The 24,423-nt window shown below is 65.1% G+C and carries 26 protein-coding genes; 9 read left to right on the top strand and 17 right to left on the bottom strand.

Annotation, left to right across the window (positions count from 1 at the left end; genetic code table 11):
- The 3 genes from ACP7BL_RS05715 to ACP7BL_RS05705 all read left to right on the top strand — a co-directional run bounded on the left by ACP7BL_RS05715 (position 1) and on the right by ACP7BL_RS05705 (position 1,938).
- Positions 1-819, top strand: coding sequence for a cytochrome c1 (locus tag ACP7BL_RS05715; RefSeq protein WP_033964469.1), 819 nt, complete (start codon positions 1-3; stop codon positions 817-819).
- A gap of 100 nt (positions 820-919) precedes the next feature.
- Entirely contained in the window at positions 920-1,456 is a 537-nt protein-coding gene (locus ACP7BL_RS05710; RefSeq protein ID WP_033964470.1) for an adenine phosphoribosyltransferase, read from the top strand.
- A gap of 95 nt (positions 1,457-1,551) precedes the next feature.
- Positions 1,552-1,938, top strand: a complete 387-nt coding sequence (locus tag ACP7BL_RS05705) for a hypothetical protein (RefSeq protein ID WP_033964477.1) — start codon at positions 1,552-1,554, stop codon at positions 1,936-1,938.
- Here the strand turns inward: ACP7BL_RS05705 and ACP7BL_RS05700 are convergent.
- Positions 1,935-2,396 (bottom strand): MaoC family dehydratase, encoded by a 462-nt coding sequence (locus ACP7BL_RS05700; protein ID WP_033964471.1) that lies wholly within the window; start codon positions 2,394-2,396, stop codon positions 1,935-1,937. The two genes, ACP7BL_RS05705 and ACP7BL_RS05700, sit on opposite strands and share 4 nt — an antisense overlap.
- A 38-nt stretch (positions 2,397-2,434) precedes the next feature.
- A complete protein-coding gene (locus ACP7BL_RS05695; RefSeq protein WP_426257828.1) occupies positions 2,435-3,727 on the bottom strand; it encodes an ectonucleotide pyrophosphatase/phosphodiesterase in 1,293 nt (430 codons plus the stop codon).
- Between the two features lie 179 nt (positions 3,728-3,906).
- Here ACP7BL_RS05695 and ACP7BL_RS05690 point away from each other — a divergent pair, with 179 nt between their 5' ends.
- Complete coding sequence (locus ACP7BL_RS05690) at positions 3,907-4,179, top strand: hypothetical protein (RefSeq protein ID WP_126847061.1); 273 nt, start codon at positions 3,907-3,909, stop codon at positions 4,177-4,179.
- A 69-nt stretch (positions 4,180-4,248) separates the two neighbouring features.
- On the opposite strand, the gene ACP7BL_RS05685 is transcribed toward ACP7BL_RS05690, so the two are convergent.
- From ACP7BL_RS05685 to ACP7BL_RS05640, 10 genes are all read right to left on the bottom strand, one after another.
- The gene (locus ACP7BL_RS05685) at positions 4,249-5,799 is read right to left on the bottom strand and encodes a hypothetical protein (RefSeq protein WP_426257827.1); all 1,551 of its coding nucleotides are present in this window, start codon (positions 5,797-5,799) and stop codon (positions 4,249-4,251) included.
- 52 nt (positions 5,800-5,851) lie between these two features.
- Positions 5,852-6,163, bottom strand: coding sequence for a hypothetical protein (locus tag ACP7BL_RS05680; protein ID WP_299105277.1), 312 nt, complete (start codon positions 6,161-6,163; stop codon positions 5,852-5,854).
- Between the two features lie 38 nt (positions 6,164-6,201).
- A complete protein-coding gene (gene ychF, locus ACP7BL_RS05675) occupies positions 6,202-7,302 on the bottom strand; it encodes a redox-regulated ATPase YchF (RefSeq protein WP_137903119.1) in 1,101 nt (366 codons plus the stop codon).
- Positions 7,303-7,377: 75 nt separating this feature from the next.
- Positions 7,378-7,983, bottom strand: coding sequence for a TIGR02466 family protein (locus ACP7BL_RS05670; protein ID WP_010403813.1), 606 nt, complete (start codon positions 7,981-7,983; stop codon positions 7,378-7,380).
- Complete coding sequence (gene pth / locus ACP7BL_RS05665) at positions 7,980-8,555, bottom strand: aminoacyl-tRNA hydrolase (RefSeq protein ID WP_299105294.1); 576 nt, start codon at positions 8,553-8,555, stop codon at positions 7,980-7,982. Before pth ends, ACP7BL_RS05670 begins: the two co-directional genes overlap by 4 nt.
- A gap of 122 nt (positions 8,556-8,677) precedes the next feature.
- Positions 8,678-9,322 carry a 50S ribosomal protein L25/general stress protein Ctc gene (locus tag ACP7BL_RS05660; protein WP_033966177.1) on the bottom strand — a complete coding sequence of 215 codons (645 nt, stop codon included), beginning with the start codon at positions 9,320-9,322 and terminating at the stop codon, positions 8,678-8,680.
- Positions 9,323-9,566: 244 nt separating this feature from the next.
- The gene (locus ACP7BL_RS05655; protein WP_426257826.1) at positions 9,567-10,430 is read right to left on the bottom strand and encodes a TraB/GumN family protein; all 864 of its coding nucleotides are present in this window, start codon (positions 10,428-10,430) and stop codon (positions 9,567-9,569) included.
- Positions 10,427-11,338 (bottom strand): TraB/GumN family protein, encoded by a 912-nt coding sequence (locus ACP7BL_RS05650; protein WP_426257825.1) that lies wholly within the window; start codon positions 11,336-11,338, stop codon positions 10,427-10,429. Before ACP7BL_RS05650 ends, ACP7BL_RS05655 begins: the two co-directional genes overlap by 4 nt.
- Positions 11,339-11,359: 21 nt before the next feature.
- Entirely contained in the window at positions 11,360-11,794 is a 435-nt protein-coding gene (locus ACP7BL_RS05645; protein ID WP_426257824.1) for a hypothetical protein, read from the bottom strand.
- Positions 11,769-11,975 carry a helix-turn-helix transcriptional regulator gene (locus ACP7BL_RS05640; protein WP_426257823.1) on the bottom strand — a complete coding sequence of 69 codons (207 nt, stop codon included), beginning with the start codon at positions 11,973-11,975 and terminating at the stop codon, positions 11,769-11,771. Before ACP7BL_RS05640 ends, ACP7BL_RS05645 begins: the two co-directional genes overlap by 26 nt.
- A gap of 217 nt (positions 11,976-12,192) precedes the next feature.
- Here ACP7BL_RS05640 and ACP7BL_RS05635 point away from each other — a divergent pair, with 217 nt between their 5' ends.
- The 5 genes from ACP7BL_RS05635 (at position 12,193) to ACP7BL_RS05615 (ending at position 19,522) form a co-directional block, all read left to right on the top strand.
- A complete protein-coding gene (locus tag ACP7BL_RS05635) occupies positions 12,193-13,059 on the top strand; it encodes a glycine--tRNA ligase subunit alpha (RefSeq protein WP_372888706.1) in 867 nt (288 codons plus the stop codon).
- A gap of 157 nt (positions 13,060-13,216) precedes the next feature.
- Positions 13,217-15,640, top strand: a complete 2,424-nt coding sequence (gene glyS / locus ACP7BL_RS05630; protein WP_426257822.1) for a glycine--tRNA ligase subunit beta — start codon at positions 13,217-13,219, stop codon at positions 15,638-15,640.
- A gap of 81 nt (positions 15,641-15,721) precedes the next feature.
- Entirely contained in the window at positions 15,722-18,406 is a 2,685-nt protein-coding gene (ppdK, locus tag ACP7BL_RS05625; protein ID WP_426257821.1) for a pyruvate, phosphate dikinase, read from the top strand.
- A gap of 16 nt (positions 18,407-18,422) precedes the next feature.
- Complete coding sequence (locus ACP7BL_RS05620; protein WP_033967329.1) at positions 18,423-19,007, top strand: DUF1214 domain-containing protein; 585 nt, start codon at positions 18,423-18,425, stop codon at positions 19,005-19,007.
- Positions 19,007-19,522 carry a DUF1254 domain-containing protein gene (locus ACP7BL_RS05615; RefSeq protein ID WP_033967325.1) on the top strand — a complete coding sequence of 172 codons (516 nt, stop codon included), beginning with the start codon at positions 19,007-19,009 and terminating at the stop codon, positions 19,520-19,522. The genes ACP7BL_RS05620 and ACP7BL_RS05615 overlap by 1 nt, the downstream gene beginning before the upstream one ends.
- Here the strand turns inward: ACP7BL_RS05615 and ACP7BL_RS05610 are convergent.
- The 5 genes from ACP7BL_RS05610 to ACP7BL_RS05590 all read right to left on the bottom strand — a co-directional run bounded on the left by ACP7BL_RS05610 (position 19,519) and on the right by ACP7BL_RS05590 (position 24,421).
- On the bottom strand, positions 19,519-20,349 hold the full coding sequence (locus ACP7BL_RS05610; RefSeq protein ID WP_209515340.1) for a hypothetical protein: 831 nt from the start codon (positions 20,347-20,349) through the stop codon (positions 19,519-19,521). The genes ACP7BL_RS05615 and ACP7BL_RS05610 overlap by 4 nt on opposite strands.
- Before the next feature lie 87 nt (positions 20,350-20,436).
- Positions 20,437-21,432 (bottom strand): type II secretion system F family protein, encoded by a 996-nt coding sequence (locus ACP7BL_RS05605; RefSeq protein ID WP_341203095.1) that lies wholly within the window; start codon positions 21,430-21,432, stop codon positions 20,437-20,439.
- Positions 21,433-21,436: 4 nt separating this feature from the next.
- On the bottom strand, positions 21,437-22,411 hold the full coding sequence (locus ACP7BL_RS05600; RefSeq protein ID WP_033964967.1) for a type II secretion system F family protein: 975 nt from the start codon (positions 22,409-22,411) through the stop codon (positions 21,437-21,439).
- A gap of 73 nt (positions 22,412-22,484) precedes the next feature.
- Positions 22,485-23,774: an AAA family ATPase gene (locus tag ACP7BL_RS05595; protein ID WP_426257820.1), complete on the bottom strand. Its 1,290-nt coding sequence runs from the start codon at positions 23,772-23,774 to the stop codon at positions 22,485-22,487.
- Positions 23,774-24,421 (bottom strand): CpaD family pilus assembly protein, encoded by a 648-nt coding sequence (locus ACP7BL_RS05590; protein ID WP_052192346.1) that lies wholly within the window; start codon positions 24,419-24,421, stop codon positions 23,774-23,776. The genes ACP7BL_RS05595 and ACP7BL_RS05590 overlap by 1 nt, the downstream gene beginning before the upstream one ends.
- Positions 24,422-24,423: the final 2 nt, after the last annotated feature.

Below are 24,423 nucleotides of genomic sequence, written 5' to 3'. Positions count from 1 at the left end.
ATGGTTCGCGCAATCGCAATTCTCATCGGTGCCGGCTTCGTTGCCGTACTGTCCTGGGCGCTGTTCTGGTCGATCCAGGGGGTCGTCACCGATCCCCCGGCTCCGACGGCGGTCGACGAATTCCATCTCCACCCCAAGGAGGTCGAGCTCGCATCGAACGGCTTCTTTGGCACCTATGACCAGCGCCAGCTCCAGCGCGGGCTGCAGGTGTATAAGGAAGTCTGCGCCAACTGCCATTCGCTGAAACATGTCGCTTTCCGCGACCTGACTCAGCTCGGCTATACGCCCGCGCAAGTGAAGAAGTTCGCGGCGGACTGGTCGGTCAAGGCCAAGCAGTTCGATCCGAAATCGGGCGACACCACCGAGCGCCCGAACCTGCCATCGGATTATTTCCCGACCGTTTATTATCCCGGCACCGGCAATCCGCCAGATTTGTCGCTGATCACCAAGGCGCGGCATGACGGCCCGGCCTATGTCTATTCATTGCTGACCGGCTATGGACCGCAACCGGCCGCTTTGTTGAAGAAATTCCCCGATGCCAAGGTGCCGGACGGGCTGTACTTCAACCCGTATTTCGCGAACCTCAACATCGCGATGCCGCCGCCGCTGTCGCAGGATGGGCAAGTCACCTATCTCGACGGCACCAAATCGACCGTCGATCAGAATGCCAAGGACGTCGCGGCATTCCTGACCTGGGCTGCCGAGCCAAACCTGCCGACGCGGCACGCTTACGGTCTGGCGGTGCTCGGCTTCCTGCTGTTCTTCTGCATCCTGGCGTACGGCGCGTATCAAAACATCTGGCGCGATATCAAGCACTGAGCCATGGACGTCGCCCCGGCCCTGGTGTCGGGGCGGCTCCGCGCGGTGCGGGGCGGCGGTTCCCACCCGGGCCGAGCGGCTCCGGGGCGACGAGGATGCTATGGCCGAGAATGACGATCTGAAGGCGCTGATCCGCACCATCCCGGATTTCCCAAAGCCCGGCATCCAGTTTCGCGACATCACCACTTTGCTGCTCGATGCTGCGGGTTTTGCCAGCGCGATCACGCGGATGGCAGCGGCCACGCGCGGCCCGGTCGATCTGGTCGCCGGGATCGAGGCACGCGGCTTCATTTTTGCAGCAGCTCTCGCCGCGCCGCTGAACGCCGGCGTGCTGTTGATCCGTAAGGACGGCAAGCTGCCCGGCGCAACCATTGCCGAGGATTATGCGCTCGAATATGGCACCGATCGTATCGCCATGCATCAGGACGCGCTGGTGCCGGGGCAGCGCGTGCTGCTGGTCGACGATCTGATCGCCACCGGCGGCACCGCGCGCGCGGCGGTGCGGCTGCTGCGCAAGGCGGGCGCGGTGGTCGAGCAGACGCAGTTCCTGGTCGATCTGCCCGACCTGGGCGGTGCGGATGCACTGCGCGCCGATGGGATTGCGGTTGATTCGCTGATCGCCTTCCCCGGCCATTGAGCGCGGGCGAGAGGAACCAAAGGCTGGCGAGCGGGGTTGATTGGACAACGCCGCGCCAGCCCAAAGGGCGCGACCTCCTTCAAGGACTCGCCGCCATGTCCGTCATGAAACTCTCGCTCGCCGCTGCCGCCCTCGTTTCGCTGGGGGGGCTTTCCGCCTGTGCCGAGGATTACGGCTATTCGGGCGTGTCGGTCGGCTACGGCGCCAGCGCGTGGGACCCCTATTATGGCGGCTATCGCGCTGACCCCTATTGGGGCTGGTATGGCGATTATTATTATCCGGGCTCGGGCTATTACGTTTACGATCGCTCCAATGTCCGCCACCGCTGGAACCCGGACCAGCGCGGCTATTGGCAAGGCCGCACGCAGCGCTGGCACAATGACCGCCGCGAAATCCGGCCGATGTGGCGCGATTATGGCGTGCAAGGTCGGCCTGGTTCCGGCCGCGCTCCGGGTGGGCGCGGTGGCCGCGGCCACCGCTAAGCGTCGGATCCGTCGGCCGGGCGCGTTCTAATCAGCCCGATCGAGGTGAAGGTCATCACCGCCACGTCGTCCTGGTTGAAGACGGTCACCTTGCTGCGAAAGCTGCCCATTTCCGGGCGGCTCTGCGACGCGCGCTTCTCGATAATCTCGGTTTCGACGCGCAGCGTGTCACCCGGATAAACGGGTTTGAGCCAGCGCAGCTCGTCTACCCCAGGCGAGCCCAGCCCGGCTTGCTCGGTCACCTTGAACTGCTCGACCAGCATCGCCATCGTCATCGCGCAGGTGTGCCAGCCGCTGGCCGACAGCCGCCCGAAATGGGTTTGCGCGGCCGCTTCATCGGATAGATGAAACGGCTGCGGGTCATAGGCCTTGGCGAAGGCGACGACCTCGTCGCGCTTCACCACATAATGGCCGAACGAGGCTTTCTCTCCGACCACGATATCTTCAAAATAGTGCATGCCCCAGTGTCCAGCGCGGTGGCGGCAAAGGCAAGCCCCTAGTTGCGATGGGTTGGCTGCAGCGCCGCCCGGAACGGCGCATCATCACCGTCCAGATTGGCCCCGGCGGGCAGCGCCAGCAGGTCGCGAATCAGCGGTGCGACATCGACATTGTCGAAGGCGGGCAACGTACCCAGCGGCTTGATCGCCGGGCCGTTGGCAATGAACAGCGCCGCCATTTCCGGCGCGGCCGAATCATAGCCATGCGTGCCGCCATCATGCGCATCGGCGGCTGGCGCGGTCTTGTTGAGCAGCCAGCCGGTTTCGGCCAGGCAGAAATAGGGCGGGATGCGCGGGTTGGTGCCGTAATGCAGCCGCGCCGGGATCTCGCTTTTGCGCCAGCAATCATAATGCGCATGATGGCCGAGCAGCGCCTTTTCCAGTGCGACCTCATGGCCGGGCACGGGGTAGAAACTGGCGAACGGACCGGCCTCGAACTGGCGATAATCGGCGGGGTTGGCGACGGTGTCCATCGCGATGGTGCGTCTTGCACTGGTCCCGGCCATGCCATGGTCCGCGACGACGACGATGTGGGCAGGTTGGCCGAGGGTTTTCAGTCCGGAGACCAGCGCGCCGATCTGCGCATCGACCTTTGCGACCGCCGCAGTCGTTTCGGCGGCATCCGGACCATAAGTGTGCCCCGCACTGTCTACAGTATCGAAATAGAGCGTCAGGAAGCGCGGACGCGTTGCTGCGGGACGTCGAAGCCAGTCGAGCACGCCCGCGACGCGCTGCTCGCCAGGCACCGCCATGTCGAACGGCCACCAATCCTCAGGCCGGACGCCGCCGGTCGGGTCGCCATGGCCACCTTTCGTCGTGCCGCCCCAGGCGACGTTCGAACCCGGCCAGAACAGCGTCGCGCTGCGCACTCCGCTGCGCTCGGCTGTGACCCACAAGGGCTCGGCTTCGTTCCACCAGAACGGGTCCTTGGAATTTTCCATCGTGAAGGTCACGCCCGGCCGCGCGACATCCTCCATCGAATTCGACACGATGCCGTTGCGATCGGGCCGCAGCCCGGTGACGAGCGTCCAGTGATTGGGGAAAGTCTTGGACGGGAAGGACGGGCGCATCGCCGCGCTGATGCCGCTTGCCGCCAGCGCATCGAGATTGGGCGTCACCCCGCGCGCACGGTAATCGGGGCGGAAACCGTCGATCGAGATGAGAATGGTGACCGGCGCGCGCGTTTCCGTCTGCGCGACGGTCGCTGGCTTGGGGCCTGAAATGGGGGCCGTGACGCATGCCTGCAGGGCGGCGCACAAGGCGGCGGCGAAGATCCGGGTTGTCCAGCGCATGTGCATCCCCTGCGATAGAATTGCGTCGGCGCTATGACAGCACATAGCGCCTGGGCATAGGGTGGCCCTGCACCCCGCCCACGAGGCCCCGGACATGCTTTGTCACAATGCGGACAGCGGGTGGCAAGGTGGGTTCCCTAAATATTTCCTCATCCGCCTGACGCTTTGAGGAATTTGCCATGTCTTTGCTGAAATATGCCGCGCTTGCGATGACGCTTGCCGCTGCTCCCGCCGCCGCGCAGTCGCTTTCCGATACGCATGAAATGCGTTGGGCACCCGTGGGCAAAATCCCGGCGGTAACCTACCACCCGATCAAGCGCGGGTGCGAGCAGCGCACCGCCCCGATCCATCTCTCGGGCAAGACGCAACTGGCTCCGGCACCAGCGGCCGAAGGCTGCGTCCAGGTGATCGCCAGCGCCGACCGCCGCGACCAGCGCAAGGCGATCGACTGACCCACTTGCCTGCAGCAAGGGCGAAGTGGCGGCACCGGGGAGCAGGGCTCTCCGGTGCCGCTTTCGCATTCAATGCCCGAGCGAGACCTTGGCGAACAGGCTGAAGCTCAGCGGGAAGCGGCCATAAGCCGCGTCCAGAATGGCAGGCTTGTCATAGATGCCGACCGCGCCGCCGAGCGCGAGATCGAACGGCCCCACAAAGCGCAGGCGATAAGCATAGCCGCTCTCGAGCTTGCTCACCCTGACCTTGCGATCGTGCAGCGGATCGAGCGGGTTCGGGAACAGCTCGTCATTCGCCACATTTTCCGCGCGGGCGAACAGCGTGTGGTGGCGGTCAATGTCCCAATTGGCCTCGGCCAGCCATGCCGTCAGCACGCGCCCGGGCAATTTATGCTTGTTGGAGAAAGCGAGCAGGGCGGACACGCCGTGTGCGGCATATTGCACGCTCGCCGTGGTGCGCGCTTCGTTGCGAAAGGCTTCCAACTGTTCGGGGCTTTTCAGCCAGCCATGGCTGACTTGCACCGCCCAGGCGGGAGAGGGTGTCCAGGTCGCGCGCACGCTCCACGAATCGAGACCCGGCTGCTCGATATTCCAGCGATATTGGTCGGGCTCACGCCCCCGAAAGCCTGACGCCTCGATCTGCCAGCGCGCCGTGCCATAGCCCGCCGTCACCACGCCGTAGCTGATATGCGTGCTGTCGAACCAATGGTGCGTGATCGGGCTGAGCGGCTGATATTGCGCGGAGGTGCGGTGCATGAAGGCCGATGGCCCGAGCGCCGGCTCGGCCACAGGGCCGCCATAGAGGAACAGGCTGCCGCGCGCGGTATCGACATCGAGCCGCGCCGCCAGTTCCATGAACAGATCGTGCGGGTGCTGGCGATCGGTCAATTGCGTGGTGCCGTTGGCGGTTTCGCCGGTGGCGAAGAGGTTGGGATAGCCCTTCGCCCCCATTGCGGGCTCCAGACTCATCATCGACCGCAATTGCAACCGCACGCCGCCGAAATCGCGTGTGCCGGTGAGCATCGCCATCGAACCGACGAACGTCTCCTGATCGCCGCGCGGGCCACCCTGGTTGGTGTAAACGCTGGTCGCATAGCCGTGGAGCATCACCATCCAGTCGCCGGTGGCGAGGTGCAGCCCCTTCATCGCGCCGTCATTGCCGGGGTTGCGCGAGGTGCCGGACCCGTCGCCATAGGCATGGTCGGCTGGGCCCATGGCCATGCCGGGCATGTCGGGCATGGAATGATCGTGATCGCCTTGGGGCTGCGGGGCGGGGGGCATGGCCATCGGGGATGCTGGAACGCTGTCGTCCGTCTTCCCCGGCGCAGGCCGGGGCCCAGTCTCGGAGGTGGTCATAGGAGAGGGCCGCGCTTCTTTATCGGCCGCCCGCTCCTGGGCCCCGGCCTGCGCCGGGGAAGGTAGTGGGGGAGAAGGGGGCGTGGATTGTGCGGCATGCGGGTGCGCTGCGGGGGGCGCGTGTTTCACTACCGGCTTGGGTTTCGCCTTGGGCTTAGCGGGCATCGGCATGTCCATCTTCATGCCGGGCATCATTTGCGCAAAGGCGGGCGCGGGCAGCAGCGCGGACAGCGCGCAGCCCGCGATCAACATCGATCGGGTCATCGGAAAATCCTCAACGGGGAAAGCATGCGGGCGGGCGCGATGGCCCGCCGGATCACACGGTCCGGCGCGGAGGAGGGACGATCGGTGGTGGGGCCGTGCCCGGATCAAACGCGGTCGCGACGATGCGACGCGGCACTGCCGCCGTCACGCCCGGCGCATCCACCCCGCGTGCGGCGAGGCTGGCCGGGGGAATGCAGCCGATGCAGATATGCGGCACGGTCGCCTGATCGTGCTGACGCGGCATGTGGTGCGCGCCATGCGCCATCGGCGCGGCGATTGGCATTTCATGGCACGACTGCCCATGCGCTATCGCCGGGATGGCAAAGGCTGCCAGCAGCAGCGCAAGGATCAGGCGGGCGAACATCGCGGAAACCCTAGGCCGCGCGTCGCCCGCCGACAAGATTAGACGTTGAAGCGGAAATTCAGCACGTCGCCGTCATGGACGACATACTCTTTGCCCTCCTGGCGCAGCTTGCCGGCATCGCGCGCACCGGTTTCGCCGCCGAGCGCGACATAATCGTCATAGGCAATCGTCTCGGCGCGGATGAAACCGCGCTCGAAATCGGTGTGGATCTCGCCCGCTGCCTGCGGGGCCTTAGCCCCGGCATGGACGGTCCAGGCGCGTGCTTCCTTGGGGCCGACGGTGAAGAAGGTCAGCAGCTTGAGCAGCCGATACCCGGCGACGATCACGCGCGACAGGCCGGTTTCGGTCAGGCCCAGTTCGGCGAGAAATTCACCGCGCTCTTCCGGCTCCATCGTGGCGATCTCGGCCTCGATCGCGGCGGAGACGACGACGGCTTCGGCCCCCTCGGCCTTGGCCTTCTCGAACACGCGCGCCGATTGCGCATTGCCGTTGGCGGCACTCGCTTCCTCGACATTGCAGACATAGAGCACCGGCTTGGCGGTCAGCAATTGCGCCTGTTTGAAGGCGCGGGCTTCGTCTTCATCCTTGGGTACGGTCAGCCGCGCGGGCTTGCCTTCGCGCAGCAGGTCGAGCGCCTGGCCCAGCACCGAGGCGGCGACCTTGGCCTCCTTGTCGCCCTGCGTCGCCTTTTTCAGCAAATTGGGGACGCGCTTTTCGAGGCTCTCCAGATCGGACAGCATCAATTCGGTTTCGACCGTCTCGGCATCGGCGATCGGGTCGACCTTGCCCTCGACATGGGTGACGTCGTCATCCTCGAAGCAGCGCAGCACATGCACGATCGCATCGACTTCGCGGATGTTGCCGAGGAACTGGTTGCCGAGGCCCTCGCCCTTGGAGGCGCCGCGCACCAGCCCGGCAATGTCGACAAAGCCCAATTGCGTTTCGATGATCTTCTGCGATCCCGCGACCGCGGCGAGCTTGTCGAGCCGGGGGTCGGGCACCGCGACGTTGCCGACGTTCGGCTCGATCGTGCAGAACGGATAGTTCGCCGCCTGCGCCGCCGCGGTCTGCGTCAGCGCATTGAACAGGGTGGACTTGCCGACATTGGGCAGCCCGACGATTCCACAGCGAAAACCCATGATGATCCTTGAAGCACGATATGTGTGATGCGCCGCCGATACGGCGTCCGGCGCCGGAATGCCAGAGCGACGCCCTTACCAGCGATAGTTGAAGCTGACGCTCACCCGCTCGCTCTTGGCGGTGCCTGGCGCGACTTCGTGGCGCAGCCAGCTTTCCCACAGGAACACGCTGCCCGCCTGCGGCTCGACATAGACGAAGGGTTTCAGCATTTCGGGCGCATCGTCGCGCCGCGTTGGGGCCGCCATCATCATCGGCAGACGCGGGTCTTCCAGTTTGAGCGCACCCGCGCCCTCCGGCACGACGATATAGACCGTGCCCGAAATCACGCTGTGCGGGTGGACATGCCCCGAATGCATCCCGCCTGGTTTCAGGACGTTCACCCACAAGCTGTCGAGTTTCAATTTGCGGTCGTTCAGGTCGAACGCGCAGTCTTCGGCGAACTTGGCGACATGCTTGTTGAGCAGCTTGACCAGATCGGCAAAGGCCGGGTCGCGCATCGGCAAATCGTTGAGCGAGGCGTAGGAGGTGTAGCCGCGATAGCCATGCGCCTTGGACCAGGCGCGCCCGGCGCGGTCATCCTCGGCCAGCGCCTGGCACGAGCGGTCGAGATCGGCGACCAGAGCGGCGTTCTTCAACTTGCCTTCGTAGAACGGCGTCGCGAACAGCGTGCGCACGGTCATTTCGTCTCTCCCAGTCGCAGCGCGACATCGCTCATGAAACGGCCATCATCGCCCTTGGCCAGCCACGGGGCCTCCGCCCCGATCGCGCCGAGCAGATCGGCCAGCGGCTCCATCTCGGCCTTGGCATAATTGCCGAGCACATAGGGACTGACTTTGTCTTTGTGGCCGGGGTGGCCGATGCCGATGCGCACGCGGCGAAAGGCGTTGCCGATATGCGCCTCGGTCGAGCGCAAGCCGTTATGCCCGGCAGTGCCGCCGCCGGTCTTCACTTTCACGCGGAACGGGTCGAGGTCGAGGTCGTCATGGAAGACGGTGACGTCGCCGGTATCGAGCTTGTAGAAGCGCATCGCTTCGCCGACGCTGCGGCCGCTCTCGTTCATGAAGGTCGCGGGTTTGAGCAGCAGGATTTTCTCGGAGCCGATCCGGCCCTCCTGCGTCCAGCCCTGAAACGCCTTTTTGACGGGGCCGAAGCTGTGCAGTTCGGCGATGATATCCACCGCCATGAAGCCGACATTGTGGCGGTTGAGCGCATATTGCGCGCCGGGATTGCCCAGGCCGACCCAGATTTGCATTCAAGACTCCCTCTCCCCTCCGGGGAGAGGGTAGGGGAGAGGGGCCGTCATCCGCGCTTGCGCGCGGTTCAGCCCCTCTCCCAACCCTCTCCCCGCCAGCGGGGAGAGGGCTTTGTCCTCCATTACTCGGCGGTGTCGCTCTCGGCGGCCTGCGCCTCGGCAACAGCTGCGTCCGCTTCTTCGTCGGCAACCGTCGGCACCGTCGGCGGGACGATCGTCGCGATGGTGAAGTCGCGGTCGGTGATCGCCGGGGTCACGCCCTTGGGCAGCGTCACGTTCGAGATGTGGATCGAATCGCCGATTTCACGGCCAGCCAGCGAGATGGTGATGTCGTCCGGGATCTCGGCTGCGTCGCACACCAGTTCCAGCTCGTGCTGGATGATGTTGAGCACGCCCTTGCCGGTCTTGATGCCGGGGGCTTCGTCTTCATCGGTGAACACGACAGGCACGTTGACATGCACGGTGGTGTGCGCGCCGATGCGCAGGAAGTCGGCATGGACCGGACGCTCGGTGACGGCGTCGAACGACACGTCCTTCGGCAGGGTGCGAACCTTCTTGCCACCGACCTCGATCATGACGACCGAATTCATGAAGTGACCCGTCATCAGGAGACGCATCAGCGCCTTTTCCTCGACGTGGATCGACTCGGGATCTTGCTTGTTGCCGTAGATCACGGCGGGGACGCGGCCTTCGCGACGAAGCAAACGGGAGGCTCCCTTGCCAACCTGTTCGCGCGTCTCGGCTGCGAGCTCCAATTGGTCGCTCATTGCATTACTCCGATATGCGTGTGTGTGGTCTCCGGCCAGGCCTCCAGGGATGACCCTGACCGAAGCGCGGCGCTATAGGGGAGGGCGGGGTAAAGCGCAATATGCTGGATAGCATCTCCCTCTCCCACCGGGAGAGGGAAGGGGCCCGCGCCGAAGGCGTGGGAAGAGTGAGGATGAGGCGCGCGTTCGCCCAAGTCACCCCCATCCGGCGCTACGCGCCACCTTCTCCCAACGGCAGAAGGATTTACTCCACCCGCTCGACCTTCAGCCCGCGCTTGCGCAGCAATTCCACCACCGATCCCGGCCCGACCAGATGCCCGGCGCCGACGGCCACGAACACGCGCCCCGGCCGCGCCATCCGCCGCACGATCACGCTCGCCCAGCGCGCGTTGCGGTCGGCGAGCAGCGCCTTGCCAATCGCCGGATCGCGCCGCAACGGGGCGATGGTCGCGGCGAGCGCGGCGTCATCGCCCGCCGACCACGCCTTGAACAACTGCGCATAGCCGCGCGCGGCATCCTGCGCATCGATCGCCGCCTGCACCAGCAGCACGCGCTGCGCCGCGCCCGGCAAACGGTCGAACAGCCGCAACTGCCCGTCGCGCGTCTCCAGCGCGCCGATCGCCTTGCCGGTGAAACGCCGGGTGAGCACGGGCTCGACACCCTCGGCTGCGCTGGCTTGCTCGGCATGCCCCGCGCCGGCGGTGATCGTGAGGGCTGCCGCCCAGGTCTTGAGCCCGTCCAGATCCGCCGCCGATTGCCCCGCCACCGCCATGCCGCGCGCCAGCGTCGGACGATCCCCAACGGCCACGCGCGCGGAAATCGGCGGCAAGCCCGGCTGCTCGGCCAACGCAACGAAGTGCGCGCGCGCCGCCGCCGGATCGGCAGGCGGCACTTCCAGGATCAGCGTATCCGCCGCATCGATCGCCCGCGCGACCGTGGGCGTTTGCCAGTCGACGCCGGGCGGCAGCGCGTGGATCGTCCCGAACAGCCAGATCGTGGTATCGGCATCGCCCACGCGCCACAGCGCCGGATGCGCCTTGGTCTCGGGCGCTCGCGCGCAGGTGCAAAGCCCCAGCGCCAGCCCGAGACCAAGCCATCGCCGCTTCAATAGCGGACTCGCTCGGCCACCAGATGATGCTTGGCGAGATAGGCCTGCACGCTGTCCTTACCCGCCAAATGCCCCGCGCCGACCGCGATGAACACGGTACCCGGCGTCTTCAGCCGGTTGTCGATCCAGTCGGCCCAGCGCGCGTTGCGATCCGCAAGCAGCACTTTGTAGAGATTGGGCTGGCTGCTCAAATCCTCGTTCATCAGCGCGCTCAAGCCCTCGGCATCGCCCGCCTTCCAGCGATCGAGCATGGCGTTGATCGTCGCATCGAACTTGTCGATTTCCTTGGCGCTCGAGATGAGGAAGGCGATCTGGTCGGCTTGCGGCAGATTGTGGAAAAAGCCGAGCTGCTGCTCCAGCGTCTCCAGCCCCGAGACCGGCTTGCCCGATGCCGTAGCTGCAGCATTCAGCGCGACTTCCACCCCCTCGGCGGCGTTGAAACCGGCCTTTTGCAACTCGATCTGCGCCAGCGTGACCCCGGCGAACCACGGCTCGAACGTGTCGAAGGCGGTTTCGGGGATGCCGAGCTTGGCCATCGCCGCGGCATAAACCTTACGGTCCTCCGTGCTCAGTTTCTGGGTCAGCGGCTTGCCCGTCGCGTCCATCGCCAGCGGCACGATCACCGCTTTGGCTTGTTCCTGGGTCGGCAGCGGAATTTCGAGCACCAATTGCCCGCTCGCATCGAACGCCTTGCGCACCGCCGAATCGAACCAGCTAAGCTGCGGTTTCAGCGCGTGGATCGTGCCGAACAGATAGATCGTCGTGTCTTGGTCCTTCACCACCCACAAAGCCGGGTCGGCGGGGATGGTGGCGGCAGCCGGTGTCGGGGCGGGGGGCGTCGTCTGCGCAGCCAGCGGTGGTGACAGCAACAGCGCGACGGTGCTCAGAAGATAGCGCATTTTCATCATCAATATCCTTGTGCAAGCGCCTTAGCGAAACCGGCGATAGAGAAATGCCGCGCACGCCACCAGCATCGTGATCCCGAAGATCACGTCGCCATTGGCGTTGGCCGTGACCCCGGACCAAGCCAGAAACCGCCAGCCGACATAGAGCAGGAAATAGGCGTTGATACCCGCCAGGCCGGCCCATTTGTTCGCCTCCAGCTCCAGCTCATCGACGGCGCGAAAATAGTGATAGGAGCCAAGCCCCGCAGCAATCACGAACAGCGCCACGCCGATGATCGCCGCGGCCTGCGCCAATGTGGTGCCTTCCCCCGCTGCGGTCACCGCGCCGACGACGCCGCCAATCAGCCCGCCGGCGATCATCAACCGGACCATGATCCCGGTATAGCGGCGGTGGTAGGCCTTGAGCCGGGCCTCGCCCGACGGCGTTTCCGGCTCAGCCGACATTGTTTTCCCCATCATCGAAAATCTCCTCGATTGCCATGTTGAACAGTCGCCCGATGCGGAATGCGAGGGGGAGCGAGGGATCATATTTGCCCGTTTCGATGGCGTTGATCGCCTGACGCGAAACGTCGAGCCGTCCGGCGAGTTCTGCCTGGCTCCAGTCGCGTTCGGCGCGCAGCACTTTCAGGCGATTCTTCATGATATCCTTCGCAAATGCCCTTTGCATGGTCGTTATCCCCTTACTAAAAGTCAGGTGACCCTTACTTTATGGGCATAGCGCATAGCGATTGTCAACAACACCTGACAAAAAGTCATGTGAGCGTGGCATGGCGTTCGCGCGGCGCAACGCTTGGTTGAATTTCCCGCCGCGCTGCGCCAAAGCCCGCGGCGTGACCCAGCCGCTCAGCTTCCAACGCATGATCCTTACGCTCCATGATTATTGGAGCCAGCACGGCTGCCTGATCCTGCAGCCTTATGATATGGAGATGGGGGCGGGGACCTTTCACCCGGCGACCACGCTCCGCGCGCTCGGCCCCGAGACGTGGAACGCCGCCTTCGTCCAGCCGTGCCGCCGCCCGACCGACGGCCGCTATGGCGAGAACCCCAACCGGCTGCAGCATTATTACCAATATCAGGTGATCCTGAAGCCGAGCCCGCCCGATCTGCAGGCGCTCTATCTCGGCAGCCTCGCCGCGATCGGCATCGATCCGCTCGTCCACGACATCCGCTTTGTCGAGGATGATTGGGAGAGCCCCACGCTTGGTGCCTGGGGGCTGGGCTGGGAAGTGTGGTGCGACGGCATGGAAGTGACGCAGTTCACCTATTTCCAGCAAATGGGCGGCTATGACATGAAGCCCGTCGCGGGCGAGCTGACCTACGGGCTGGAACGCCTAGCCATGTATATCCAGAACAAGGACAGCGTGTACGATCTGGCGTTCAACGACGCCGGCGTCAGCTATGGCGACGTATTCCACGAGAATGAGGTCGAGATGTCGACCTGGAATTTCGAAGTGGCCGATACCGACAGCCTGTTCGACCAGTTCAAGAAGCACGTCGCCGAATGCGAGAATTGCCTCGGCAAGCAGCTTCCGATCCCGGCTTATGAGCAGGCGATCAAGGCCAGCCACATCTTCAACCTGTTGCAGGCGCGCGGCGTCATCTCGGTGGCGGAGCGCCAGGCCTATATGGGCCGCGTCCGCGATCTGGCGAAGGGCGCATGCGGCGCGTGGATCGCGCACAACACCGCCAAATGGGAAGCGCGCTTCCCGGGATGGGCAGCATGAGCAGCGTAGTGCATTTCTCCCTCCTCCCGTGGGAGAGGGAAGGGGCCCGGTCGGCGCAGCCGAGTGGGAAGGGTGAGGGCGAGAGCGCTCACCGTATCACCCTCACCCTCCCACCGCTGCGCGGCGGGCCCCTCCCTCTCCCGATGGGAGAGGGACGATGACCGACTTTTTGCTTGAGCTGCGCTCCGAGGAAATTCCTGCGCGGATGCAGGATCGTGCGCGCGAGGATCTCGCCAAGCTGTTCACCGCCGAGATCGCCAAGAGCGGCCTCACTGCCAGCGAGATCGTCACCTACGCTACGCCCCGCCGCCTGACGCTGATCGCGCGCGGCTTGCCGCTCGAGACGGCGGCGGTGTCGGAAGAGACCAAGGGCCCCAAGGCCTCCGCCCCGCCGCAAGCGCTCGAAGGTTTCCTGCGCAAGACCGGCCTCACGCGCGAACAACTGGTCGAGCGCGACGGCGTGCTGTTCGCGATTGTCGACAAGCCCGGCCGTGCGACCAGCGCGGTGCTGGCCGAGGCGATCCCGGCGATCATCCGCGCCTTCCCATGGCCCAAGGCGATGCGCTGGGGTGCCAGTTCGACCACGATGGAATCGCTGCGCTGGGTGCGCCCGCTGCAAGGCATTGTCGCTTTGTTCGGCGAGGATATCGTGCCGGTCGAGGTCGCTGGCGTGCAGGCAGGCGCCGCCACCGTCGGCCATCGCTTCCACCATCCCGGCGTCATCACGATCGGGTCGGCTGACGATTATGTCGAGAAGCTGCGCGCGTGCCATGTCCTCGTCGACCAGGCCGAACGCCGCCAGATCATCGCGCTCGGCGCGACGATGGCCGCGCGTAAGGCGGGTCTGGAACTGGTGCAGGACGAGGGCCTGCTGACCGAGAATGCCGGCCTCACCGAATGGCCAGTGCCGCTGCTCGGCCGCTTCGACGAAGCCTTCCTCAGCGTGCCCCCCGAAGTCATTCAGCTCACCGCGCGCGTGAACCAGAAATATTTCGTGTGCCGCGATGCGTCGGGCGCGCTGGCGAATGCGTTCGTCTGCACCGCCAATATCGATGCGGCGGATGGCGGCGCGAAGATCGTCGAGGGCAACCGCAAGGTGCTGGCCGCGCGCCTGTCCGACGCGAAATTCTTCTACGAAACCGATTTGAAGGTGCCGCTGGAAGAGCAAGCGGCCAAGCTCGACCGGATCGTGTTCCACGAGAAATTGGGCACGGTCGCGGACAAGGTCGCGCGTGTTGCGAAGCTGGCGCGGTGGCTGGTGGAAGAGGGAATCATTTCTTCTCCCTCTCCCCGCTCGCGGGGAGAGGGCCGGGGAGAGGGGGAGTCTGCTTCTAGCGCCGCCCTCGATATTCCAGCACGACCCCTCTCCCCGGCCCTCTCCCCTGAAGGGGAGAGGGAGAACTTGGCCGCGCTCGCCTATCGCGCAGCGCAGCTCTGCAAGGCCGATCTCGTCACCGGCATGGTCGGCGAGTTTCCCGAATTGCAGGGCCTGATGGGCGGCTATTACGCCGCCGCGCAAGGTGAAGACCCCCGCGTCGCCGCCGCGATCCGCGATCATTACAAACCGGTCGGGCAGGGCGATGACGTGCCGACCGATCCGGTGACGGTGGCGGTGTCGTTGGCGGATAAGCTGGATACGATTGCTCAGTTTTTCTCGATCGATTTGCCACCGACCGGATCTAAAGATCCATTTGCGCTTCGACGCGCTGCGTTAGGAATCATCGCCCTTCTAAAGTCCTCGGACATTCGGCTCAGCGTCGTCTTGGCTGCTGTCCATTTGGTAACCGCTCGATTGGTCCCGCTGAAGCTGGAGGCTGATCGTCAGCCGCTTCTTCAGGCGGTCAAGGCTATTACCGACCTCATTACGAAAAATAACGCGCCTCACTTCCTGAAGGCGGTCGTCGCGACCGTCGAGGATATGCCTGACCCTAGAGGGTTCGATACCGATCAGTTCAAATCGATCCTGAAAATAAGCGCAGCGGTGCGAGACTTTCTGCTTGATCGTCTTGAGTATGCTGAGCGGGAGGCTGGGATACGGCCAGACATAATTCGAGCAGCACAAATCATTGATGGTGACGTAGGCAAAGAGGATGATCTCGTCCGCTTGCTCGCGCGCGTCCATGCGCTGCAGGCGTTTATCGGGACCGAGGATGGGGTGAACCTCCTCGCCGGGTACAAGCGCGCGGCGAATATTTTGAAGAAAGAGGATTTCACACCCGCCGGTGCTCCGGCGAAGGCCGGAGCCTTGGCATCCGAGCACGACGCCAGCGATCCAGCGCTCCGGCCTTCGCCGGAGCACGGCGCGCAGAAGGCGCTGTCCTACACGCCTGAACCGGCAGAGGCTGCGCTCGCGCTGGCGCTCGATTCGGCCGAGCCCGCCGCCGCGGCCGCCGTCGCGCGCGAGGATTTCGAAGCGGCGATGGCAGCCCTCGCCACGCTGCGCGCCCCGATCGATGCGTTTTTCGAGGGCGTGATCGTCAACGATCCCGTTCCCGAAAAGCGCGCCGCCCGGCTTGCGTTGCTTGATCGGGTCCGTGCTGCGGTGCACAATGTCGCAGATTTTTCCAAGATCGAGGGCTGAACGGACGCGCACTTTGCCCTAACTTTAGCCTCACCTTCCAAACGCCTCCCCAGCGAATACAGGTACTTAGAGGGAAGACCCATGACGCAATACGTGTATCGGTTCGGCGGCGGTGTTTCGGACGGGGGCAAGGGGGACCGCAACCTCCTGGGGGGCAAGGGCGCGAACCTTGCCGAGATGGCCGCGATCGGCCTGCCGGTGCCGCCCGGCTTCACCATCTCGACCGAGTTCTGCGCGGTCTATTATGATGAAGGCGGCCAATTCCCGCAAAGCCTGCGCGACGAAGTCGCGACCGGCATCGCCCATATCGAAGGCGTGACCGGCAAGCGCTTCGGCAACCCGGCGGACCCGCTGCTCGTCTCGGTCCGCTCCGGCGCGCGCGCGTCGATGCCGGGCATGATGGATACGGTGCTCAACCTCGGCCTCAACGACCAGACCGTCGAGGGCCTCGCCGCCACCAGCGGCGACGCGCGCTTCGCGTGGGACAGCTATCGCCGCTTCATCCAGATGTATTCGGACGTCGTCCTCGAACTCGATCACGACGCGTTCGAGGAAGCGCTGGAAATCGCCAAGGAAGATCGCGGCTATTTCCTCGATACCGATCTCACCGCCGATGACCTGCGCGGCCTGGTTGCCGAATATAAGGGCCTGGTCGAGAAATTGTGGGGCAAGCCCTTCCCGCAGGACGTGCGCGACCAATTATGGGGCGCGGTCGGCGCGGTGTTCGGATCGTGGCAGTCGGAACGCGCCAAGGTCTATCGTCGCCTTAACGACATTCCGGCAAGCTGGGGCACCGCCGTCAACGTGCAGGCGATGGTGTTCGGCAATATGGGCGACACTTCGGCCACGGGCGTTGCGTTCACGCGCGATCCGGCGATCGGCGCACGCGCCTATTATGGCGAATTCCTGATCAATGCGCAGGGCGAGGACGTCGTCGCCGGCATCCGCACCCCGCAATATCTCACCACCGCCGCACGCGAGGCGGCAGGCGCCAAGCCGCTGTCGATGGAAGAGGCGATGCCGGTGGTGTTCGCCGAACTCGCCAAGGTGTTCGACCTGCTCGAAACGCATTACCGCGACATGCAGGACATCGAATTCACCGTGCAGCAGGGCAAGCTGTGGATGCTGCAGACCCGCAACGGCAAGCGCACCGCCAAGGCCGCGCTCAAGATCGCGGTCGACATGGCCGAGGAAGGGCTGATCACGCGCGAGGAGGCCGTCGAGCGCGTCGATCCGGCAGCGCTCGACCAGTTGCTGCACCCGACGCTCGACCCCAAGGCGGTGCGCGACGTGCTGACCAAGGGCCTGCCGGCCTCGCCCGGCGCGGCCTCGGGCTTTGCCGTGTTCGACAGCGACACCGCCGAGAAGCGTGCGGCAGCAGGCGAGGCGGTGATCCTGATCCGCACCGAAACCAGCCCGGAAGACATTCACGGCATGCACGCCGCCAAGGGCATCCTCACCGCGCGCGGCGGCATGACCAGCCACGCCGCGGTGGTGGCGCGCGGCATGGGGCGTCCGTGCGTTTCCGGTGCCGGCGGCATTGCGATCGATGCCAAGGCCGGCGTGATGCGTGTCGGTCTCGGGGCCGACGCGCGCGTGGTCAATGCGGGCGACACCATCACCATCGACGGCACCACCGGCGAAGTGATGGCGGGCGAAGTGCCGACCGTGCAGCCCGAGCTTTCGGGCGATTTCGCGACGCTGATGGTGTGGGCCGATGGCGTGCGCCGCCTGCGCGTGCGCGCCAATGCCGAGACCCCGCTCGACGCCAAGGTCGCGCGCGACTTCGGTGCCGAGGGCATCGGCCTGTGCCGCACCGAACATATGTTCTTCGATGCCGAGCGCATCACCAATGTCCGCCAGATGATCCTGGCCGAGGATGAAGCGGGCCGCCGCGCCGCGCTCGACAAATTGCTGCCCGAACAGCGCAGCGACTTCGTGCAATTGTTCGAGGTGATGGCAGGCCTGCCGGTGACGATCCGCCTGCTCGATCCGCCGCTACACGAATTCCTGCCGCATGAGGAAAGCGAATTCGCCGATGTCGCGGCGGCGGCGGGTGTCGCGGTCGACGAGCTCAAGCGGCGCGCGGCCGACCTGCACGAATTCAACCCGATGCTGGGGCATCGCGGCTGCCGTTTGGGCGTCACCTATCCCGAAATCTACGAGATGCAGGCGCGCGCCATCTTCGAGGCGGCGGTGCTGGTTGCGCAGAAATCGGGCGCGGCACCGATCCCCGAAGTGATGATCCCGCTGGTTGGCACGCGCCGCGAGCTGGAATTGATGAAGACGGTGGTCGACAAGGCGGCGCAAGCGGTGTTCTCCGATACCGGCACGACGATCACCTATCATGTCGGCACGATGATCGAACTGCCGCGCGCCTGCCTGATGGCGGGCGAGATTGCCGAAGTGGGCGAATTCTTCTCCTTCGGCACCAACGACCTGACGCAGACCACGTTGGGCGTCAGCCGCGACGACGCCGCGCGCTTCCTGACGACCTATGTCGAGCGCGGCATCTATGCGCGCGATCCGTTCGTCAGCCTCGATGTCGAGGGCGTTGGGCAGTTGATCGGCATGGCGGCAGAGCGTGGTCGCGCGACGCGGCCCGACATCAAGCTCGGCATTTGCGGCGAACATGGCGGCGATCCGGCGTCGATCGCGTTCTGCGAGACGGTGGGGCTCGATTATGTCAGCGCCTCGCCGTATCGTGTGCCGATCGCACGACTGGCAGCGGCGCAGGCCGCGCTTGCGGCAAAGCCAGCGGCATGAGGTGGGGGGCATCCGCATGAGGGCTTGGGCGCGGTATCTTATCGGCACGGTGGCCGGGGTCGCGCTCGGGCTCGGCGGTGCGGTCTATGCCCTGCGCAGCGCGGCGCTCGGCAACAATGTGGCGATCGGGCCGTGGACGACCGGGCAGACCTTCGGCTCGGCGGCGGCCGACCCCTATACCCGCGCGGTGGTCGCGTTGAAGGGCCTGCTCGCTTTGCCCGCGCAGGAGGCGCGCTATTACACCGCCGCCCGCGACAGCGCGGGCGCGCGGATCGAGGGGCGGTGTCGCTACCGCATCACCGGCGCGGCGCTGCCCGCAGCGTGGTGGAGCCTGACGGCGTATGACCCGGACGGCTATCTCGTCCCCAATGCCGCCGGACGGTATTCGGTTGCGGGGGCGGCGTTCCCCGATGGCGGCAAAGCGGGCTGGACGATCCTGCTCGCCCCGACCGCGCCGCCGCCAACCGAAACCGCGAAATGGTTGCCAAGCGGCGGGATCGCGCGCGTCGAACTGACCCTGCGCACTTATTTGCCGAGCGATGGGGGCCGAGGGAATCCCGGCGCGGACATCCTGCCCAAGATCACGCGGGAGGCCTGCTGATGGCGCGCTGGACCGGCCCCCTTGTCGCCGGGGCACTCGTCGCGGCGCTCACCGGCTATGGCGCGATCGCCTATGCGCCCGATCTGTTGATGGCGACGGCGATCCGGCGGGTCGCGGTTGGCGGCTTCAACCGCTTCGCGCACAGCCCGCTCGCTACGGCGGCAAGCCGCCAGATCGTGCGGCCCAGCCCGGACCTGGCCTATTCGGCCTGTCCCTATGACATCTCGCGAGGGTCTTTGCTGATCCACGCGGTGCCGGTGGCGGCACCCTATTGGTCGCTGTCGATCTTCGATTCGCGGACCAATGCGGTGTTCGTGCGCAATGGTGGGCAGGCGGGGGGGAAGCCGTTTGCGGTTGCCATCACCCACGCTGGGCGTTCGGTGCCGACAGGCTATCAGCGCGTCGATGTCGCTGGGGACCGCGGGATCGCGTTGATCCGGATTCTGGTCGCCGATCGTGCGGCCTTTCCCCGGCTGGATGCGGCGCGCCGGGCGACGGTGTGCGAACTGCGTTAAAGCGGCGCTGGCTCGGTTGCGGCGAAATGCGCCGCGTGATCGGCATTTTGGCCCGCGCGCAGCAAGGCTGCCTGCGGCCGCCATTGCTCGCGCGCGACATAGCCAACGGGCAAGGAGAGCCGTTGCTCCAGCGCCATCTCGTCCTGCGCGGACAGCTTTTCCAGATCCTCGAAGCGGACGATTCCCAGATCGGACAAGCGCGCCTGCAGCGCGTCATCAATGCCGCGGATTCTCGTCAGCGAATCGCGCGGGCTCGGGACGAAACGGTCGGTAGGGGCGGGGTCCGGGGCTGCCGTCGCGATTTCGGTCGGCTCGGCTTCCAGTTCTGGCTGATGAACCGGTGACGGCTCGACGGCGATCGCGGCGGGGGCTTCCGTAACGGTGGAGGGGGGCGCTGCCACTGGTGGCGTGTCGGTGTGGTCAATCGCCGCTGACGGTTCCTCCGGCACTGCGGCCGCGATGACCGGCTCGGGTGACGGGAGCGGTGCCGCAGGGGGCGGGGTCACGGGCAGCGGGACAGCGATCACCGGAGCGGCGGCTGGCGGCGTGGCGGCCGCCGCAGCGCTGCGGAGCCCGACGATCGTCCGTTCCGCCTCGGCATGGTCAGCGCGTAGCGCTTCGAGATCGGCGGTCAGGTTCGCGGCGCGGCTATGCGATGCCCGCAACTGGTCCTGCGCCTGCTCATGATAAGCGGTGAAGCTTTCCGATTGCTCCCGCACCCGGCGCTTCCACTTTTTCGGGCTCGGCGCGCTGACATACCCCAGCAACCACCCGCCGAGGAGCACTGCCGCAAGTACGATGAACTGTTCCGGTGTCGTGAACAGCATGACCTTTGCATCCCCCGCCCAAGATTCGCTTCCGCAACGATCCTGCCGTTAACCACGGCTGGGGGCAAGCGTGCTGACCCGCGGGCCTTAGTGCTTGAACGCGTCCGAGATCGAGCAGGCGGCGGGGCCCAGAATCACCACGAACAACGTCGGCAGAATGAACAGGATCAGCGGGATCGTCATGATCGCGGGCAGGCGTGCGGCCTTTTCTTCCGCCCGCATCATGCGTTCGTTACGGAACTCGGCCGAAAGCACACGCAGGGCGGATGCCAGCGGAGTCCCGTATTTCTCGGTCTGGACCATGGTGGTGACCACCCCCTTCACGGCATCGAGTTTCACGCGTTGCGCGAGGTTTTCGAAGGCCTGCCGTCGTTCGGAAAGGAAGCCGAGTTCGATCGCCGTCAGCGTGAATTCGTCGCCAAGCTCGGGATAGGCTTTCCCCAATTCGCGCGCGACGCGGTTGAAGGCGGCGTCGACGGTCAGTCCCGCTTCGGCACAGATGACGAGCAGATCGAGCGCGTCGGGCAAGCCCTTCTGGATCGCCAACGACCGTTTGCTGATCTTGTTATTGAGGTAGAGGTCGGGCGCTTTGTACGACAGGATGAAGTTGGCCGCGACCAGGCCATAGGCTTTGATCGGCGTCCAATTCGCGAACATCTCGGTGCCGTAAACCACGTACAGTCCAAACACGCCCCAGGTCAGCGGCAGGACGAGGCGGCCGAAAATCACCGCCACCGCATATTCCTTGGAGCGGATGCCGGCTTGCATCAGCTTGATCTGCGCGGCCTTGACCTGGCTGTCCTGCAGCACTTTGAGCGAGGAGAGCAGCGCCTTGATGCGGTCGGTCGTCTCATTCTTGGTGACCAGCTTGGCGCGGCGCTTGGTCGAGGCGGTAATGCCCGCCTTCAACTGTTCGCGCCGGTCGTTGAGTGCCTTGACGCGCTTGGTCATCGGGTCGTGCGAGGTGGTCACCGCGTAGATGGCCAGCAGCACCATGAACGCAGCGAGGCCGGCCAACAGCGTCGCGACGGTATAGACGTCGACGCCGAGGATAACCGGACCGGTGGGGGTGGTGGGATTCATCGCATCAGATCTCGAAATTGACCATGCGGCTCATGATGAACGCGCCGATCCCCATCCAGATCAGCCCGCCGCCGCCAGCGACCATTAGGCGTTGGTCGACGAAGAAGTTCTGCATGTAGCTGGCGTTGATCATCCAGATCAGGCCGAACACGATGAAGGGCAGCGACCCGACGATATAGGCGGACGCCTTGGATTCGGACGACATCGCCTTGATCTTCAGCTTCATCTGGCCGCGCATACGCAGCACGGTCGCGAGATTGGACAGCGTTTCGGCCAGGTTGCCGCCGGTTTCGCGCTGGATCGCGATGGTAATGCAGAAGAACTGAAATTCGGGCGTTCCCAGTCGGTCGGCGGTATCTTGAAGCGCCGCGTCCATCGTCCGCCCGATCTTCATCTTGTCGGTGATGTTCTTGAACTCGACGCCGACGGGCCCATCGACCTCCTGCGCGACGACGGCGATGGTCTCCGTGATGGGCAGGCCCGAGCGCAAGCCACGCACCAGCAGCTCAATGGCGTCGGGAAACTTGGCGGTGAATTTCGCGATCCGTCGCTTGATGAAATAGCCGACTACCATGTGCGGCAGGCCTGCGCCGACAACCAGCCCGAGCAGCAACGCGAGCAGGATCGGCAAGCCAAGAATGATCAGTGCCAACGCGACGGCGAGGATGATGCCCAAGGTGGCGATGCCATATTGCCCGACCGTCCAGGTCTTCCCCGTCATCGCCAAACGCTGTTTCAGCAGCGCCGGGCGCGGGATGAAGCGCATTGCCGCTGCATCCATCCGGTTGTTCCGCGCCGTCGCGATGCGGCGCATTTGCGCGTCGACCAGCACGTTGGCGGCATCGCTATGGCGCGCGCGCAGGGCGGCCATGCGTCGTGTGCGGGCACGCTCCGCATTGGGGCCCGCAAAGGCGAAAGCCATCAGCGCGAGTACGACCAGCGCACCTGCACCCAGCGAAAGGACCGGCATCAGTTCCATGAGGCCTATCAAGCGCTCCGCTTCGTTACCACGGCGTTTACGCCGCAGATTTTTGCCACGAGTTTTTTGGGGCTCACTTCTTCTTCGCGGGTCGGGAAATCAGCGATTTGAAATCGAATTTCCCCATCAGCGAAGGCCCCTTGGCCCCAACCTTCTTTTTGGTCGCGCTGTCGATCGGTTCGGCCGAGTCTCCAACCGCCATCAATTTCGTCGCAAGATCGACGATCGGGACAATCGTCTTCGAGCCCTTGCCGGCTTCGGTTAGCGGCTTGCCCAATTTGGCCGATTGCGCAGCCAGCTTCTGGTCGAAGGGCACCAGGAAATCGATCTTGCGTTCGATCGACCCTTCAAAGTCCTTGCGGCTGATTTCCAGTTGCGCGGTCGGCTGGACGCGATTGGCGACCACCACCACCTGCGTCTGTGGCGCGTTGGACTTCATCCAGGACAGGATACGGATCGTGTCGCGCGCGGCGGCGAGCGTTAGCTCGGTCACGACCACTGCCACCTGGATGTCCGTCATCAAATGCGGATGCAGCACGAGCATGTTGCGCGGCAGGTCGACCACCGTGCATTCGAACGCCGAGCGCATCTCTTCCTGCAACTGATAAAACGCGCCCCCGTCGGTAAGGATCGGGGAGTTGATCGGTGCTTCTGCCGACAGCACGGATAGCATTTCGCTCGACTTGACCATCGCGCGTTCGATGAACAAGCCGTCGATGCGGCTGGGATTTTCGATCGCGTCGGTCAAGCCGCGCCCCGGCTCGAGGTCGAGCGACAACGCGCCGGTGCCGAAATGCACATCAAGGTCGAGCAGGGCCGTCGTCCGTGCGCCCTTTTCGCTCAACACCCAGGCGACACCGGTGGCGAGGCTCGAAGCGCCGACGCCGCCGCGCGCGCCGATGAACGCGGTGGAGATGTGCGGACGTTCGGTGCCCGTGTCCGAAACCTTGGGCGCGTTCAGCACGGTCTGGGCATGGGTGAACGCATCCCGCAGCATGTCGGGATTGAGCGGCTTGAGCAGATAGTCCTGGATTCCGCTCACGATGAGATCGCGATACAGCCGCACGTCGTTGACCTGGCCTGCGGCGATGACAACGGTGCCCGGCTCGCACACTTCGGCCAGCGCATTGATATCGTTGAGCGGATCGCCGCTTTCGGAAAGATCGACAAACAGGATTTGCGGGCTCGCGGACACGGACAGCGACTGTACCGCGTTGCGCAGGCCGCCTTTGTTCACTTTCTCGGGTGCCCAGCCCATTTCCACCGCGATCGGGCGCAGCGTCTCGGCGGCGGTTTCGTCGCAGACATAGGCGGCAAAGGGATCGCGCAAGCCGATGCGAGCTGGGTTGAAGGGCGCATTCATTACTTGCCTCCGGTGCTTTCCGTCTTGACCGTCGTGCCGCCGGCTCCGGTCGGTGCCGCCTTGCGGTAGCTTTCGATTGCCTTGGCCGAGGCCAATTGGTCGGCGACCGCGCTGCCGCCTTGCCCGCGCACCAGGTCTGCCGGGTTGGCGACCATCGCGGCGAGGTTGGCGTTCATCGCGCAGCCGTGGTTGGAGGAAGTATTGGCCTCATATTCGGTCGAGGTGTCGCGGCTGTAATCGGGACAGCCCGGAACCGTCGCCTTTGTGCGGCTGACGATGACGCGTGCCATTCCCGGCGTAACGGCCGCACCGACCAGCGGGGCCTCGTCGGACACCAGCAGGCCATAACGCGACGCTTCGCGGGCGATATCGTCCTTTACGCCGCCGCTCGAAGGCGTGGGATTCTCGACCGCGACCTTGTCGCCATAGCCGACCCGCAACGACGCCATCCACCCGGCGAGGCGCTGCGCTTCGCCCGGGGCCAGGCCGTCGCCGCTCGTCGCGACATCAATGGCATAATCGGCGCGGCTGACCACCGGCTGATGCACCGATTCGAGTCCGCGGTTTTCCGTGCCCGCGCACGCAGACAGCGCCAACGCCGGAAGTAGGCCGGTCGTGATCGCACGCACATATTTGTTCATGATCATGT

It is taken from the genome of Sphingomonas sp. DC1600-2, assembly GCF_049897605.1.
Lineage (GTDB): Bacteria > Pseudomonadota > Alphaproteobacteria > Sphingomonadales > Sphingomonadaceae > Sphingomonas.
This window is presented reverse-complemented; position numbering and strand designations above follow the sequence as displayed.